A 14,917-nucleotide genomic window follows, 5' to 3' on the forward strand; every position below is an offset into this window, starting at 1 on the left:
CCATCCTACATCCCGGAGGAGATGTTCTTGAGTAAGAACATCTTGACTCGGAAGTTCTTCACTCGTATGTTCCGAGTATGACCAATCTGCTTCACATCGACACGAGCATTCGGTACGAGGGCTCCGTGACCCGCGAGGTCTCGGGTTCGTTCGCGGAGAGCTGGCGCGCCGCGAACCCCGGCTCCGGCTACACCTACCGCGACCTGCACGCGTCGCCGATCCCGCACAAGGACGGCACCGACCAGGGCATCGCCGCAGGTCTGATCGCCGAGGTCGACGCGGCGGACGTGATCCTCATCGGTGCCCCGATGTACAACTTCTCGATCCCGTCGACCCTCAAGGCCTGGATCGACCAGGTGGCGACATCCGCCAACTTCGCCCGTGAGGACGGCACGTTCGCGTGGGGCGGCAAGCGCGTTGTCGTCGTGACGGCCCGTGGGGGCTCGTACAAGCCGGGCACGCCTCGCGAGGGTTTCGACTTCCAGGAGCCGTACCTGCGCGCGGTGCTGTCGATGGTCGGCCTCGACCAGAACCTGGAGTTCGTGCACGCCGAGCTGACGCTGGCGGACGTGGTGCCGCAGATGCACCAGTTCCGCGAGCTCGCCGTCGAGTCGCTCGCCGACGCGCACCGCGTGGTCAAGGAGCTCGCCAGCGCCTAATGTCGGCCCCGTGATCGACAAGGTGGCTTGGATCTATCTGAACGACGGCCAGGTGCTCGGCACCCGGTCGAGGGGCAAGGACACGTACTACCTGCCCGGCGGCAAGCGCGAGCCGGGGGAGTCCGACGTCGAGACGCTCGTGCGCGAGATCCGCGAGGAGCTGTCCGTCGAGATCGACGGGGCGTCGGCGAAGCACCTGGGGACGTTCGAAGCGCAGGCGCACGGCCACACGTCGGGGGTGACCGTGCGGATGACCTGCTACACCGCGTCGTTCGACGGGGAACCGGTGGCGTCGGCCGAGATCGAGGAACTCGCCTGGCTGACCACCGCGGACGCGGACCGGATCTCACCGGTCGACCGGATCATCTTCGCCCACCTGCACGGTCTGGGAGTGCTGTCCTGACGTTCGCGGACCGCGGCCGCGAACGCCCGTCCACAGCGCCGTCCCCGCCGTGAGCACGGCGATCGCCAGGTAGATCACCTCGAAGCTCACGTTCGCCACGAGAGCGGCACCGGTGGCCAGCCCGATCGGCACGGCACCGAACACGACGCTCATCGCCGTGGCGCTGACCCGGCCGAGCACCGCCGCCGGCGTGCATTGCTGGACCAGGGTCGACACGGCGATCACGGTCCAGGCGAGCCCCACACCGTTCACGAACCCCGACACCAGCACTGCGGGCAACCACGCCGACATGCGTGCTGCCGCGGCGACGGCCATCAGCACCAACCCCACCGTCACGTTCGCGCGCCTGCCCAGCAGGCCCGCGAGCACCGATCCCGCGCCCTGCGCCGCGGCGAGGACGCCCAGGAACTCGGGCCCGTAGCGCAGACCGTTCTCCACCAGCGGAAACGCCGCCGCGGTGTTCAGCGAGGACGCGAACAACGCCACCGCCGTGCCGACGATCGGCCACCTCAACGCCTTCAGGTGCGGCAGGCTCGCGAACTCGCGCGGAGCCGGCGCCGGTTCGTCGACCCTGATCATCGCGGTGGCACCCGCCGCGAGCAGGAACGACAGCGCGTCGATCGTCACCACCGGCCACGCCCCGTGTGCCGCGAACAGCGCAGCGCCCGCCAACGGCGCCACGAGCTTCATGCCCTCCTGCAGCGACATGCGCAGGCCGTTGACCCTGGCCAGCCGGTCGGGCGGGAGCATCGCCACCAGCAACGCCGGTTCGGCCGCGCTGACGAGCACCGCCTTCGTGCCGTAGAGCAGCAGGACCGCGAAGATCACCCAGATCTCGTCGGTCAGCAGCAGCACGGCCAGCGCGGGCACGATCGCCAGGTCCGTGCAGATCAGCAACGGCTTGCGGCGGTACGAGTCGGCGAACCGGCCGATCCACGGCGACAGCACGCCCGGCGCGTAGACGCAGAGCAGGGCGAGGGTCGCGAGCGCGTCGCTGCCCGTGAGCGACTTCACCCAGATCCCCGCGACCAGCATCATCGCGCTCGTCCCGAAGAACGACAGCACGAGACCGGCGAAGTACCAGCGCACCACGTCGTGACCCCCAGAAACGACGAAAGAGGAGAGCGCTGCTCTCCTCCCACTTCAACGTATAGCGCACCCGGGGTCTTGCCACAAGACCCCGGGTGTACCTCATCATTTCCCAGCCAACGTCATCTACCTGGGGAAATGGGGAAGACTCCATGATCGACGTCATCATCGCCGGCGGTGGACCGACCGGCATGATGCTGGCTGGCGAGTTGCGGCTGCACGGCGTGAGCGTGGTGGTGCTGGAGCGGGACGCCGAGCCGACCAAGGTCGTCCGGGCGCTCGGCATGCACGCGCGCAGCATCGAGATCCTGGACCAGCGCGGCATCGCCGACCGGTTCCTGGAGGCGGGCACGACCCATCCGCTCGCCGGGTTCTTCGCGGGCATCGACAAGCCCGCGCCCGAGAAGCTCGGCACGAAGTACCCGGTGGTGCTCGGTCTTCCGCAGCCGAACATCGATCGTCTGCTCACCGAGCACGCTCTGGAGGCCGGCGCCGAGATCCGGCGCGGCAGCACGCTGACGGCATTCGCACAGGACGAGGACGGTGTGACCGTCGACCTGGCGGACGGCACGTCCTTGCGGGCCCGGTACCTGGTCGGGTGCGACGGCGGGCGCAGCACCGTGCGCAAACTGGCCGGCATCGACTTCCCCGGCGAACCGTCGCGGGTGGAGACGCTGCTCGGCGAGATGGAGATCGGCGTTCCGTGGGAGGAGGCGATGCCGTTGATGCTGGAGGTCCGCAAGACGCAGAAGCGGTTCGGCATCGGCCCGATCGGAGGCACCGCGACGTACCGCGTCATCGTGCCCGCGGAGGGGGTGAACGAGGACCGCGCCGTCGTGCCGACGCTCGACGACTTCAAGGAACAGCTGGTCAAGGTCGCCGGGACCGACTTCGGCGTGCACTCGCCGCGCTGGCTGTCCCGGTTCGGCGACGCCACCCGGCAGGCCGAGCGCTACCGGTCCGGGCGCGTGTTCCTCGCGGGCGACGCGGCGCACGTCCACCCGCCGACCGGTGGGCAGGGCCTCAACCTGGGCGTGCAGGACGCGTTCAACCTGGGCTGGAAGCTCGCGGCGGTCGTGCACGGCCGGGCTCCCTCTGCGTTGCTGGACACCTACGAGGCCGAACGGCATCCGGTGGCCGAGGAGGTGCTGAACAACACCCGCGCGCAGATCGAGCTGATGAAGGTCGAGCCCGGTCCGCAGTCGGTGCGACGGCTGTTCACCGAGCTCGTGCAGTTCGAGGAGGTCAACCGGTACCTGATCGAGAAGATCATCGCGGTCTCGGTCCGGTACGACCTCGGGTCGGAGAACGACCTGGTCGGGCGCCGGATCGGGGACCTCGTGCTGAAGCGCGGCGGGCTGTACGCGCAGATGCACGCCGGTCGCGGCATCCTGCTCGACCAGGCCGGAGCGTTGTCCGCCGGCGGCTGGACGGACCGGGTCGACCACGTCGTCGACGTCAGCGAGGACCTGGACGCGCCCGCCGTGCTGATCCGGCCCGACGGGCACGTGGCGTGGGCCGGCGAGGACCAGGAGGGGCTGGACCGGGAGCTCGCTCGCTGGTTCGGAGAAGCCTCCGACTGAGGTCACCCGTTCGGGGGCCGGAGGCGCTTTGTCACACTGTGCGGCGTGTCCGAGCCGATGACAGCGGTGCTCCTGCGTGCCGCCGACCTCACCGCCTCGGGGAAGCCGCGGCAGGCCATCGACCTGTTGCGGCCCCTCGTGGCGGCGAACCCTCGGCACGCCGAGGCGTGGTGCCGGCTCGCCGCCGCCCACCTCGACCTCGGCGAGGCGGACCAGGCACTCGACTCCGCCAAGCGCGCGATGGTGCTCGACGGCGAGCCCGCGTGGCCTCAGCGGCTGGCGGCGCTGGCGTTGAGCGACCTCGGCCGGCACCAGGAGGCGGCGGTCGCGGCGCGGGAGTCCGTGCGGCGCAAGCCCGGCGACTGGCGTTGTTACGTCGTGCTCGCCGAGGTCCTGGCCGACGCTCCCGACGGCGCCGTCGAGGCGTTCGACTCGGCCCTGCACGCCTCGCAGCTCGCGCCGACCGAGGCGCGGGCGTTCCAGGTGCTGGGTGACGCGGCCCTGCGGATGCGTGACTGGGGCACCGCCGAGCACGCGTACCGGTCGGCGATCAAGCTCGATCCGTCCGACGCGGACTCGAAGGCCAACCTCGCGACCGTGCAACGGCGGCGTTCGACGAAGCCCGTTCAGCTGCAGTTGAACAAGGTGCAGGTGTGGCGTGCGCTGCGCATGCTCTCGTTGCTGCTGATCGGCGGCGGTTTACTGGCGTTGATCGCCGGCATGCCCCGGCCGACGCCCTACCTGGGGTTCTTCACCGGTGCGCTGGTGCTGTGCTGCCTGGTCGTGGCGTTGCGGCTGCGTCCGTTCAAGCTGCTCTTCAGCCTGCGCAAGCTCGCCGTGACGGTGACGCTGCTCGCTGTTTCGGCCGTTGTCCTCGTCGGCTGGACCGTCGCTTTGTTCTTCGGGGCTACGACGATGCAGCCACTTGTGCTTTCCTGGTTGTGCGCTGTCGTGGGGGGAGCGCTCGTCTACGTCGGTGGAGGCAGGAAGCGGTGATGCGTCGCAACGCGGTCGCGCTCGCGTTCCTGCTGTTCCTCGGGCAGCTGTTCATCGTCGCCGCGCCCGCCGAGCCCGTCACCGCCGGATCCGTCGTCCGGCACGGCCACGACTTCGCGAACCTGCCGGTCACCGCGCCGAAGCCGCACAACCCCAACGCCGCCCAGGTCCCGCAGGCCCAGGTGGCCTCCGACGTGCCGCCGGTCGCGAAGCCCGCGATGCCGTTGCGGTTCATCGTCTCCTTCGCACGGCGCGTGCACCGCACGCCCGAGGGCATCCGCTGGACCCCGCAGCCCGCACGTTCCCCGCCTTCCGGTCGCTGAATCCCTTTTCCAGCAACCCACTCCGGAAGGTCTTCTCACCCATGTCGCGCGACACCGCGCGACGGGGTCTCCTCCTGCGTGCTCTCCTAGCGCTCGGGGTCCTCGTCGCATCCGCATTCCTGCTGCTCACCACAGATCCCCGCCTCGGCCTCGACCTGCGTGGCGGAACCCAGATCGTCCTCGAGGCCAAGGGCGACTCCGACGCCGCCGACCGTTCCCTGGAGGTGCTCAGGCGCCGCGTCGACGCGTTGGGCGTGGCCGAACCGGTGATCGCCCGCTCCGGCGAGAACCGGATCGTCGTCGAACTGCCCGGCGTCCAGGACCCGGCCGAGGCCGTGAAGGTCCTCGGCCAGACCGCGCAGCTCACGGTGCAGCGCAACGGTCAGACCGTCATGACCGGCGAGGGCATCTCCGACGCCCAGTCCACGCGCAACTCGCAGGGCGCGGGTTTCGTGGTCAACATCCAGTTCCAGGGCGAGGGCTCCAAGACCTGGCAGAAGGTCACCGGTGAGGCGGCCTGCGAGCCGTCCGGCACCCCCGGCCGGCAGATCGCGTTCGTGCTGGACGGCAAGCCCATCTCGTCGCCCGAGGTCAGCCTCGACACTCCCTGCGGTGCGGGTCAGGCAGGTGGCGCGACCACGATCACCGGCCGTTTCTCCCAGCCCGAGGCCAAGGAACTCGCCCTCGTCATCCGTTCCGGCGCGCTGCCCGTGCCGGTCGAGGTGATCGAACAGCGGACCGTCGGCGCCACCCTGGGCGCGGAGGCCATCGAGGCCAGCGCCAAGGCCGCGATCATCGGCATCGCCCTGACCTCGTTGTTCCTCATGTTCGCCTACCGCCTGGCCGGATTCCTGGCCGTCGTCGCGCTGGTCGGCTACGCGGGTGTCGCCTACGCCGGTCTGCTGGCGGTGGGGGCGACGCTGACCTTGCCGGGCCTGGCCGGCTTCGTGCTGGCGATCGGCATGGCGGTCGACGCGAACGTCCTGATCTTCGAGCGAGCCCGTGAGGAGTACGCCCGAAAACCGAATCTCCGGCGTGCCTCCGAGAGCGGCTTCCGCGGCGCGTTGAGTGCGATCGCCGACTCGAACGTGACGACCCTTCTGGCCGCCGGGCTGTTGTTCTGGCTGGCCACGGGCCCGGTACGAGGCTTCGGTGTCACCCTGACCATCGGTGTGCTGGCGTCGATGTTCAGCGCTCTGGTGCTCTCACGCGTGCTGGTGGTGTGGGCCATGGGCCTGAAGTTCGTGGCTCGTCGTCCTCGGTTGAGCGGCCTGCACACGCTGGGCTTCGTCCGCCAGCGGCTGTCCGTCCTGCTCTACCGCCGCCCGTCGTTGTGGCTGATCAGCGCGGGTGCCGTGGTGCTCGTGGCGGTCGCGGGCCTCTTCGCGCGGGGCCTGAACCTGGGCGTCGAGTTCACCGGCGGCCGCATGCTCGACTTCACCGCGGGCGGCCCGATCGACGCGGGTCGTGTGCGCACCGCCCTGGCCGACGCGGGGTTCTCCGAGGTCGTCGTCTCGTCCTCGGGCAACGAGGTCTCGCTGCGCACCAGTCCGATCGACGAGGCCACCTCGTCGCGGCTGGGACAGATCGTCTCCTCGGCCGTCGACGGAGGCGCCCGCCAGTCCAGCAACGAGCTGATCGGCCCGTCGCTCTCGTCCGAACTGCGCCGCAACGCCGTGATCGGCCTCGCCATCGCCGTCCTCGCGCAGCTCGGCTACCTGGCCGTGCGCTTCGACTGGCGACTCGGCCTCGCCACGGTCGCCGCGCTGCTCAGCGACGTGCTGGTGCTGGTCGGCATCTTCGCGTGGATGGGCAAGACGGCCGACGGAGTGTTCCTCGCCGCCCTGCTGACCGTGATCGGCTACTCGGTCAACGACTCGGTCGTCGTCTTCGACCGCCTGCGCGAACTGCGCGGCTCCCGGTTGAAGGCGCTGTACCCGGACGTGGTGTCGGACGCGGTCGTCCAGACCGTGCCACGCACCGTGAACACCGGTATCGGCGTGCTCTTCGTGCTGTCGGCGTTGCTCGTGCTCGGCGACGGCTCACTGGCGAACTTCGCCGTGGCACTGCTGATCGGTCTGGTGGCCGGCACCGTGTCCACAGTGGTCACCGCCGCGCCCGTGGCGATCTGGCTCGAGTCGCGCTGGCCCAGGCAGGTGGTCGCGAAGAAGACGCGCTCTGCTGCCGCGCGGGTCTAGTGCGTGCTGTTGGTTTCGTAGCAAAGTAGGCGCCATGACCTCCTTCGCCTCGTACCAGAACGAGATCTACCTGCAGGGGCTCGGCGGTGCGGTTCCGCCGTTCACCACCGACCCGGACGCGCTGGAGCAGTCCGCGCGCGACCGGCTGGGACCGGGTCCGTTCTGGTACGTGGCAGGAGGTGCGGGGTCGGGTGCCACCGTGCGGACCAACCGCGAGGCGTTCGACCGCGTCCGGATCGTGCCCCGGATGCTGACGAACTCGACCGAACGGCACCTCGGTGTCACCGTTCTCGGCACCGAGCTGCCCGCGCCCGTCATGCTCGCACCCGTTGGCGTGCAGTCGATCCTGCATCCGGACGGCGAGCTGGCGACCGCGCGTGCCGCCGCTGAACTCGGCATCCCGATGGTGCTGTCGACCGCCTCCTCGCACACCATCGAGGAGGTCGCGGAAGCTTCCGGTGACGGGCCGCGCTGGTACCAGCTCTACTGGCCGAACGACCCCGACGTGTGCGCGTCGCTGCTGGACCGGGCGCGCAAGGCTGGGTACACGGCGCTGGTCGTCACCTTGGACACGTGGACGTTGGCGTGGCGGCCGCACGACCTGGACCAGGCCTACCTGCCGTTCCTGCGTGCTGTCGGCACGGCGATCCCGTTCAGCGACCCGGCTTTCCGCGCCGGTCTGCAGAAGTCGCCCGAGGAGGACCTGCCGATGGCGATCCTGCGGTGGGTGCAGCTGTTCACCGGTACCGACAAGTCGTGGGACCAGTTGTCGTTCCTGCGCGAGCACTGGGACGGGCCGATCGTCCTCAAAGGAATCCAGCACGCCGACGACGCGCGCAAGGCCGTCGAGTACGGAATGGACGGTGTCGTCGTCTCGAACCACGGCGGTCGTCAGGTCGACGGTGCGATCGGGTCGCTGGACGCGCTGCCGTCGATCGTCGAGGCGGTGGGGGAGCAGGTCGACGTGCTGTTCGACTCCGGGATCCGCACCGGTGCCGACGTCGTGAAGGCGCTGGCGCTGGGAGCCAAGGCCGTGATGGTCGGGCGGCCGTTCGCGTACGGGCTGGCGCACGGTGGTCAGGTCGGCGTGCGGCACGTGCTGCGCAGCCTGCTCGCGGACTTCGACCTGACGCTCGGGCTGTCGGGGCACCGCAGCCCGGCCGACCTGGGGCCGGACGCGCTGCGGTTCTCCTGACAGGTCTTACGGCATGGTGGCGGTCATGTGCGCCAGCGTGCCGAAGTCGGCCGGCTGCACCCGCAGCCAGCCGTCGCTCTTGGCCGCGAGGTACCGCCCGCTCGGCGTGTCGATGTACGTCAGCGGGTTGGCGCAGCGCTGTTTGCGGCCCAGGTGGTCGCGCTTGGCCGAGAAGACCTGACCGCCGCCGGTGCGCGGCTGCGACATGATCTCGTTGAGCTGCGCGACGAGCTGGTCGTTCGGCGTGCTCGTCGGCCTGCTCTGCTGCAGGAACGAGCCGGTGTCCTCGTAGGACGGCTGCTGCCGCTTCTGCTGCAGGGCTTCCTCGGGCAGCGTGATCGGGCTGCCCTTGCCCGCCGGTGTGGGCGGCAGCGCGCCGACCAACGCCTGCGGTGCCTCCTCCGGCCGCACCGGTTCGAGCACGAACTGCTGGTCCGGCGTGAGCTGGATCCGCAGCGCGTCCTGACCGTTCGACACGACCAGCACGCTCTGCTGCGGGCCGTCCTTCAGGCTGAAGAACGCGTAGTACTCCACGCCCGCCTCGACCACGAGCCGCAGCGCGTTCGTCAGATCCGGGTGGATCTGCCCGCCGCGCGCGAGCCCGTACTGCTCGAGCTGCGCCCACGCCGACCTCTGCAACCGTTCGAGCTCGCTCACGTCACCCGACTCGAGGAGTCCCTCGTCGAAGTCGACCTGAGCGAGCAACGCACGGTGCAGCGTCGGCAGGCCCGCGGTCTGCCAGGCCTGATACAGCGCCGTGACAGGGATTGCGACCCTGCTCCGCAGCACGTTTCCCCCTTATCCGCCGATGACCGGCGGAGCGACCATCGTTCCGTCGCCGAAGATGTCTTCGGTCTCCTGCAGGTACGAGGCGGACTTGTGCTCCGCGTCGTCCCCGCCTTCACCACGCTGGCCACCGGCACCCATACCGCCGGCGCCCATGCCGGCCGCACCACCACGACCGGCGGCACCCGCCGCACCGGCACCAGCGGGCCCGAAACCACCACCGGCACCGCTACCGGCAACACCGGCAGCACCACCGAAGTTGCCGCCCATGCCACCGGGACCACCCATGCCCTTGGCCGCCGCGGCACCACCGAGACCACCACCACCGGGTCCACCAGGAGGCCCGCCGATGCCACCACCGCCGCCGCCACGACCGCCGCCGGCACCACCACCGGGCCCACCGGGAGGCCCGCCGATGCCACGCCCACCAGGCCCGTTGGGCCCGTTGGGTCCGCCGGGACGGTTGCGCGGGTTGTTGGGGTCGAGCGGCCCGCCGGGACGACGCGGGTCGTTCGGGTTGTACACGCCGTCCGGCGGTGAGATCGGCACGCCGATGTCGGGCCGCGGCCGGCCGGTGTCGGTCGGCGGAGGGGTGAACCGGGGGTCGTTGACGCCGGACGTGCCGGTGTCGTCGCCACCGCCGGTGCCCGGAGGCTTCCAGCCGGACAGGTTGGTGTCCCCACCACCGCTGCGGTCACCGCTGCCAGGCGGGGGGTTGCTGCCGATCGGCGGCGGGTTCTTGCCGTTGGGGCCGACCTCGTCGATCCGGTACTTGCCGTCGGGCGGGCCCTGCTCGACGTTCGCGTCGTCGGCAGTCGGCGAGATGAACGTGGGCTGGTTGTTGGTGCTCGCGGTGACAGCGTCCGCGTACTGGTTGAACGCGCGAACGTTCTGCTCGCTGACCTCCTGGTTCTTCTCTAGCGCCTTGTCGTAGTCGGTGTCCCACGGGCGCCAGTCGTTCAGGAACGGCTTGTCGGGAACGGTCGGCGGCATGGACATCGCGTTCTTGGCGTTGACGTACGCGTTGCCGACGGCATCCGCGCTTTCGCCTGCCTGAGACGCGGAATCGCCGGTCACCGTGGCCCACGTCGCCAGGGGCGACGTCCCACCGCGCGCCGCGTCGCCGGCTGAGCCCTCCCAGGCGGCACCGGAATCGCGCACGGCCTTCTCGATCAACTGGGCCACGTCTCCGTGCCCGGTCGCGAGGTTGCGCCAGGACTGCGCGGTGGGCGTGGTGCTCTGGCCCGGGCCCTTGCCGTTCTCGAACCACTTGTAGATGGTCTCGCCGCCCGCGAAGGGAAGCATCGCGAAACCGCCGATGTTCGGTTCATCCCCAGCCATCTCGCTACCCCTTCAGGTTGCCGATGATCAACTGGGCCACCCGCTCGCCCTCGACACATGCTTTCTTGGCCGCCTGCTCGTCCGAGGCGACGTTGACCTGGATGGTGACCGAGTCCGTCTTGGACACCTGAATGGAGACCAGACAGGTGATCAGGCCGTCGAGCCGGTCAGTCGAGATCACCCGCGCGCCGGCGATCTTCTTGTCGGTGAAGACCGCGTCGTTCTTCACCTCGTTGACCTGCTTCTCGAAGTCCTGGTCTGCGGTCACGTGCACGGTGTAACGCGAGTTCTTGATGACGTCTTGGCCGGACCACACGCAGTTGGGTCCGAGCAGCCCCGAGCCGGGAGCCGGCGCGCGCACAGAACCGAGCGTCTTGGCCTGGTCCGCTGTGAGGATGTTGCAGGGTGCGCTCGTGTACTTGGCGATGCTGAGTCCTGAGTCGGACCCGTCGCTGGTGGGCTGGCTGCTCGTCTGCTCTGTCCCGGTCGTAGGCGCTGAAGTGGGGTTTCCGCCGGTTTGAGTGCTCGTGCAGCCCGCCAGCGCACCGAAGGCGAGCACGGCGGTCAGCAGGGCGGTCATGCGCTTCAAGATCGTGTCAGCCCTTCATGGCGGACGACGCCGCCTCGTCGGTCTTCTGGTACTCGGCCAGAGCCTTCTCGATGTTCTTGATCGTCTGCTCGAGCGCTTTCCGCGCTTCCCGATTCGCCCAGAGATAACCGCCCGGCTCGCCACCGGCCGTCTTGCGCTGCGCGAGCGTCGCGTAGCCGCTGTACGGATCGGGGCCGGGCGCACCGTGGTAGTGGATCTCGGCGCTCTTGTCCTCCAGCACCAGCAGCTGCTCGAGCGCCTGCTTGAGGCCGTCGATCATCTTCTGAGCCTGGTCAGGGTCGACGCTGAACTTCGTGACTCCGCCACCGCCCGCGCCCGCCGCTGCCCCAGCGGCCGCGCCGAGTGCCGCACCGACACCCTTACCGACGGACCCGGCTGTCTTCACGGGTACGAGCGCGTCGAACATCAGCATCCTGGCCAGCTCCCCTCAGAACTCCACACCCCACTCAGAGGATTTTCGCATAGGACCGGTTCCCGGTGGAGGTGAACGAATCAGCAGATCAGGTCACATGGCCGTTTCGTTCAAGACCCCGCGCGGCCACCGGCATAGGTTCGAGCCATGATCGGACAAGCGAGGACCTTCCTCTGGCTCAACGCCCGCACGCTGGAACAACGCTGGTTCGAGCACGCGTTCGACGGCGGCAGTGCCGAGGCGGTGGTCAGGGCGGTGCTGGCCTACCGCAACGACGACGGCGGGTACGGCTACGGGCTCGAACCCGACCACCGCGGGCCCACCAGCCAGCCGCTGCACGCCCTGCGCGCGCTCCAGGTGTTCGCCGAGGTCGGTGCTCCGGAACACGCCGAAGGCATCCTGACCTGGCTGAACGCCACCTGCCCCGACGGCAGCGTCCCGTTCGGTTTGTCCACCTCCAAGGACCACCCGAAGGCGCCGTGGGTGCAGGCCGACGACCAGGGCGGACTCCTTCTGACCAGCCAGATCGCCGCCGCGCTGCACGCGCTCGGGGCGTCCGGCCCGTGGCTCGACCGGGCGACCGACTACTGCTGGCGCCATGTCGAACAGCTCGACCAGTCCCATCCGTACGAGCTGCGGGGTGCGGCGATGTTCCTGGACGAGGTGCCCGACCGGACCCGTGCCGAACTCGCCGCGGAGAGGCTCAAGAACCTCAAGCTGAGCACCGAGGGGTATGCGGAAGGTGAGGGGCTGGACCCGCACGCGTACGCGCAGAAGCCCACCAGCCTCGCCCGCGCCTGGTTCACCGAGGACGAACTGAACAAGGACCTGGACGCACTCCAGCAGGGCCAGCAGGAGGACGGCGGCTGGAACTTCGGTTTCCCGGCGTTCACGCCGATCACGAACTTCGAATGGCGTTCCATCGCCACGGTCGACGCCCTGCTGACCCTGCGCCGCTACGGCCGGATCAGCTGACCCAGCGGCACGCCGGCCAACGCACGCACTTCGCGGGCCAGGTGCGCCTGGTCCGCGTAACCGGCCTCGAAAGCCACCGAGGCGAACGGCAGCCCACCCCAAGCCAGCCGCAGTGCCGTGTCGAACCGCAGCACCCGCTGCAGCACCTTGGGCGGATACCCGAACGCGTCCAGGCACCGCCGCCGCAGCTGACGCGAGCTCAACCCGATCTCCCACGCGACGGCACCGACATCACCGGACCGCAGCAGCGAAGCGGTGGCGGCCAGCGCCGGATCGACGACCACCCGCGAAGCGCAGAACTCCACCATCGAAGAGAACGAGTCCAGCCGAGCCGAGGGAACGAGCTCGGCCAGCGGCACTCGCTGATCCCGCACGGCATGCGCGGGCACCCCGAACACCGACGGGAACGCCCCCGGTGGCAACCGCACCCCGTACAGCGTTCCGGGAGCGACGGAAGCGAACTGGGCGGCCGTGTCCGGTCCGGCCACGTTCAGCGCACCGGACTCGGGCGTCCAGATCAGGTCCGTGCACCCGTCCGGCACCACGCGCTGCACGGTCGGTGAAGCCACCGTGCGCGTCCACAGGCAAGCCAGACCCGGAGGAGCGGGACGTTCGGCGTACACAGCCCGACGGTACCGGGGGTCCGGGGGCGAAGCCCGCCGGGCGGGGACTGGGGGTTGCACCCCCAGAAAACACAACGGAGCGAGCAGGTTCGCGCTTTCCGCGAACACAACTCGCTCCGAGTGGAGTGGACGATACTGGGATTGAACCAGTGACCCCTACCGTGTCAAGGTAGTGCTCTCCCGCTGAGCTAATCATCCGTTGTCGTACGGATGCCATCTTAGCGGACGAGCCCCGAAGGCTGCTAACCCAGGGGTCAGGTTCCGAACTTCACCCAGTTCACGCTCACGTAAGGCGCAGGCTGCCCGCTCGTGAAGGTGACGTAGACGTCGTGCGTACCGGTGATGTTCGAGATGTTCGCGGGGATGGTTCTCCACGCGTCCCATCCACCGGTGTTGCCCACCGCGAACGACCCGACCGGGGTGGCCGTGCGCGACCCGAGCCGCACTTCGACCAGTCCGCTCACCCCGCCTCCCGCACCGGAGGCGACGCGGGCGTTGAACTGGCGTGCGGGTCCGGTGCCGAAGTTCACGCCGGAGAACTTCAGGTAGCCGCCGTTCGCGATCTGATGCACGCCCGAGCCACCATCACCGGGCGCAACGGAACCGCCGGAGCGCTCGGAAGCGTTCTCCGCCTGCAGTTCGTTGTACGCGGAACCCCCACCGCCGGGGTTCGACGTCGTGGTCGTAGTGGTGGTGGTCGGGACGGTGCCACCAGCCGAGTAGACGGCCACGTAGTCCACGACCATCGAGTGCCCGGATTGCGTGGCTGCGACAGGGGTCGGCTGGTTGTTGTTGAGCGCGTTCGGGAACGCGCCGCCCATCGCGAGGTTGAGCAGGATGAAGTGGCCCGCGTGCGACGTCATCGCGTTCCACACGTTGACGCCTACACGTGCCTGCGTCACCTGGTGGAACGACTGGCCGTCGACGAACCACGTGAACGTCTTCGCGGCGTCGTCCCACTCGAAGCGGTACGTGTGGAACGCGGACTGGCAGGACGCGCCGGGGCACGTCCGCGAGTTGCCGATGCCGGTGAACTCGCCGCAGGCACCGCCGGGAGCGACGTCGCAGTGCAGGACGCCCCACACGGAGTTGATGCCGTTGACGTTCTCCATGATGTCGAACTCGCCGATGCCCGGCCAGTTCCAGTAGTTGCCGCGGTACGGCGCGCCGAGGGTCCAGAACGCGGGCCAGTAGCCCAGGGCTGCTTCACCCGTGACGTTCGGCATCTGGATGCGGCCCTCGATGGCGAGCTTGCCGCCGGCCGCGGGCTTGAAGTTCGAGCGCTGGGTCTCGATGCGCGCCGACGTCCAGTTGCCACCGCCGTCCTTCAGCGCGGTGATGCGCAGGTTGCCGTTGCCGTCGAGCTTCAGGTTGTTCGTGCTGTTCGTGTAGTTCTGGATCTCGCCCGTACCCCAGTTGGCAGGTCCGCCGGGGTAGCCGTGGCCGGTGTCGATGATCCAGTTGGCGCTCGACGGCAGCGATCCGTTCGAACCGTTGAAGTCGTCACCCCACACCTGCGTCCATCCCGATGCAGGGGGTGGGATCGAAGCGTTGGCGGACATGGCGGCTATCGCCAGGGGTACCGCGGCAATTAGCGCTGTCGTGGCCGCGAGTACGCGGCGGCGTTGCTTCATGCGCGAGTGACCTCCTTGTCACGGGTGCAGTCCACTTATGAGAGCGCTCTCACGGTGTAAGAACAAGCGCCCGTTCGGACCAACGGCACA

Annotated in this window: 15 protein-coding genes and 1 tRNA gene; 8 read left to right on the plus strand and 8 right to left on the minus strand. The window is 69.3% G+C overall.

Features of this window, described 5'->3' with window-relative positions:
- Positions 1-77: 77 nt before the first annotated feature.
- Both PV646_RS36540 and PV646_RS36545 read left to right on the plus strand, forming a co-directional pair.
- Complete coding sequence (locus PV646_RS36540) at positions 78-659, plus strand: FMN-dependent NADH-azoreductase (protein WP_500346873.1); 582 nt, start codon at positions 78-80, stop codon at positions 657-659.
- A 10-nt stretch (positions 660-669) separates the two neighbouring features.
- Positions 670-1,062 carry an NUDIX hydrolase gene (locus tag PV646_RS36545; RefSeq protein WP_500346874.1) on the plus strand — a complete coding sequence of 131 codons (393 nt, stop codon included), beginning with the start codon at positions 670-672 and terminating at the stop codon, positions 1,060-1,062.
- Here PV646_RS36545 and PV646_RS36550 read toward each other — a convergent pair.
- Positions 1,006-2,154 carry an MFS transporter gene (locus tag PV646_RS36550; RefSeq protein WP_500346875.1) on the minus strand — a complete coding sequence of 383 codons (1,149 nt, stop codon included), beginning with the start codon at positions 2,152-2,154 and terminating at the stop codon, positions 1,006-1,008. The two genes, PV646_RS36545 and PV646_RS36550, sit on opposite strands and share 57 nt — an antisense overlap.
- 149 nt (positions 2,155-2,303) lie before the next feature.
- On the opposite strand from PV646_RS36550, the gene rox reads away from it, so the two are divergent.
- The 5 genes from rox to PV646_RS36575 are packed head-to-tail and all read left to right on the plus strand — an operon-like array spanning position 2,304 to position 8,446.
- Complete coding sequence (rox, locus tag PV646_RS36555; RefSeq protein ID WP_500346876.1) at positions 2,304-3,734, plus strand: rifampin monooxygenase; 1,431 nt, start codon at positions 2,304-2,306, stop codon at positions 3,732-3,734.
- A gap of 45 nt (positions 3,735-3,779) precedes the next feature.
- The gene (locus tag PV646_RS36560; RefSeq protein WP_500346877.1) at positions 3,780-4,730 is read left to right on the plus strand and encodes a tetratricopeptide repeat protein; all 951 of its coding nucleotides are present in this window, start codon (positions 3,780-3,782) and stop codon (positions 4,728-4,730) included.
- Positions 4,730-5,053, plus strand: coding sequence for a hypothetical protein (locus PV646_RS36565; RefSeq protein WP_500346878.1), 324 nt, complete (start codon positions 4,730-4,732; stop codon positions 5,051-5,053). Before PV646_RS36560 ends, PV646_RS36565 begins: the two co-directional genes overlap by 1 nt.
- A gap of 41 nt (positions 5,054-5,094) precedes the next feature.
- Positions 5,095-7,251 (plus strand): protein translocase subunit SecD, encoded by a 2,157-nt coding sequence (gene secD / locus PV646_RS36570; protein WP_500346879.1) that lies wholly within the window; start codon positions 5,095-5,097, stop codon positions 7,249-7,251.
- 34 nt (positions 7,252-7,285) lie between these two features.
- A complete protein-coding gene (locus PV646_RS36575; protein ID WP_500346880.1) occupies positions 7,286-8,446 on the plus strand; it encodes a lactate 2-monooxygenase in 1,161 nt (386 codons plus the stop codon).
- A 6-nt stretch (positions 8,447-8,452) separates the two neighbouring features.
- Here PV646_RS36575 and PV646_RS36580 read toward each other — a convergent pair whose 3' ends face one another.
- The 4 genes from PV646_RS36580 to PV646_RS36595 are packed head-to-tail and all read right to left on the minus strand — an operon-like array spanning position 8,453 to position 11,595.
- Entirely contained in the window at positions 8,453-9,235 is a 783-nt protein-coding gene (locus PV646_RS36580; protein ID WP_500346881.1) for an ESX secretion-associated protein EspG, read from the minus strand.
- Between the two features lie 9 nt (positions 9,236-9,244).
- Positions 9,245-10,573 carry a PPE domain-containing protein gene (locus tag PV646_RS36585; protein ID WP_500346882.1) on the minus strand — a complete coding sequence of 443 codons (1,329 nt, stop codon included), beginning with the start codon at positions 10,571-10,573 and terminating at the stop codon, positions 9,245-9,247.
- 4 nt (positions 10,574-10,577) lie between these two features.
- Entirely contained in the window at positions 10,578-11,153 is a 576-nt protein-coding gene (locus PV646_RS36590) for a DUF3558 domain-containing protein (protein ID WP_500346883.1), read from the minus strand.
- 16 nt (positions 11,154-11,169) lie between these two features.
- Positions 11,170-11,595 (minus strand): hypothetical protein, encoded by a 426-nt coding sequence (locus tag PV646_RS36595; protein ID WP_500346884.1) that lies wholly within the window; start codon positions 11,593-11,595, stop codon positions 11,170-11,172.
- 147 nt (positions 11,596-11,742) lie between these two features.
- On the opposite strand from PV646_RS36595, the gene PV646_RS36600 reads away from it, so the two are divergent.
- Positions 11,743-12,570 carry a hypothetical protein gene (locus tag PV646_RS36600; RefSeq protein ID WP_500346885.1) on the plus strand — a complete coding sequence of 276 codons (828 nt, stop codon included), beginning with the start codon at positions 11,743-11,745 and terminating at the stop codon, positions 12,568-12,570.
- Here the strand turns inward: PV646_RS36600 and PV646_RS36605 are convergent.
- The 3 genes from PV646_RS36605 to PV646_RS36615 all read right to left on the minus strand — a co-directional run bounded on the left by PV646_RS36605 (position 12,552) and on the right by PV646_RS36615 (position 14,827).
- On the minus strand, positions 12,552-13,253 hold the full coding sequence (locus PV646_RS36605) for a helix-turn-helix domain-containing protein (RefSeq protein WP_500346886.1): 702 nt from the start codon (positions 13,251-13,253) through the stop codon (positions 12,552-12,554). The genes PV646_RS36600 and PV646_RS36605 overlap by 19 nt on opposite strands.
- Before the next feature lie 66 nt (positions 13,254-13,319).
- Positions 13,320-13,391, minus strand: a tRNA-Val gene (locus PV646_RS36610).
- 56 nt (positions 13,392-13,447) lie between these two features.
- Complete coding sequence (locus tag PV646_RS36615) at positions 13,448-14,827, minus strand: carbohydrate-binding protein (protein ID WP_500346887.1); 1,380 nt, start codon at positions 14,825-14,827, stop codon at positions 13,448-13,450.
- Positions 14,828-14,917: the final 90 nt, after the last annotated feature.

The organism is Streptomyces sp. ID05-26A (assembly GCF_033794685.1).
In the GTDB taxonomy this organism is placed as follows: domain Bacteria; phylum Actinomycetota; class Actinomycetes; order Mycobacteriales; family Pseudonocardiaceae; genus Lentzea.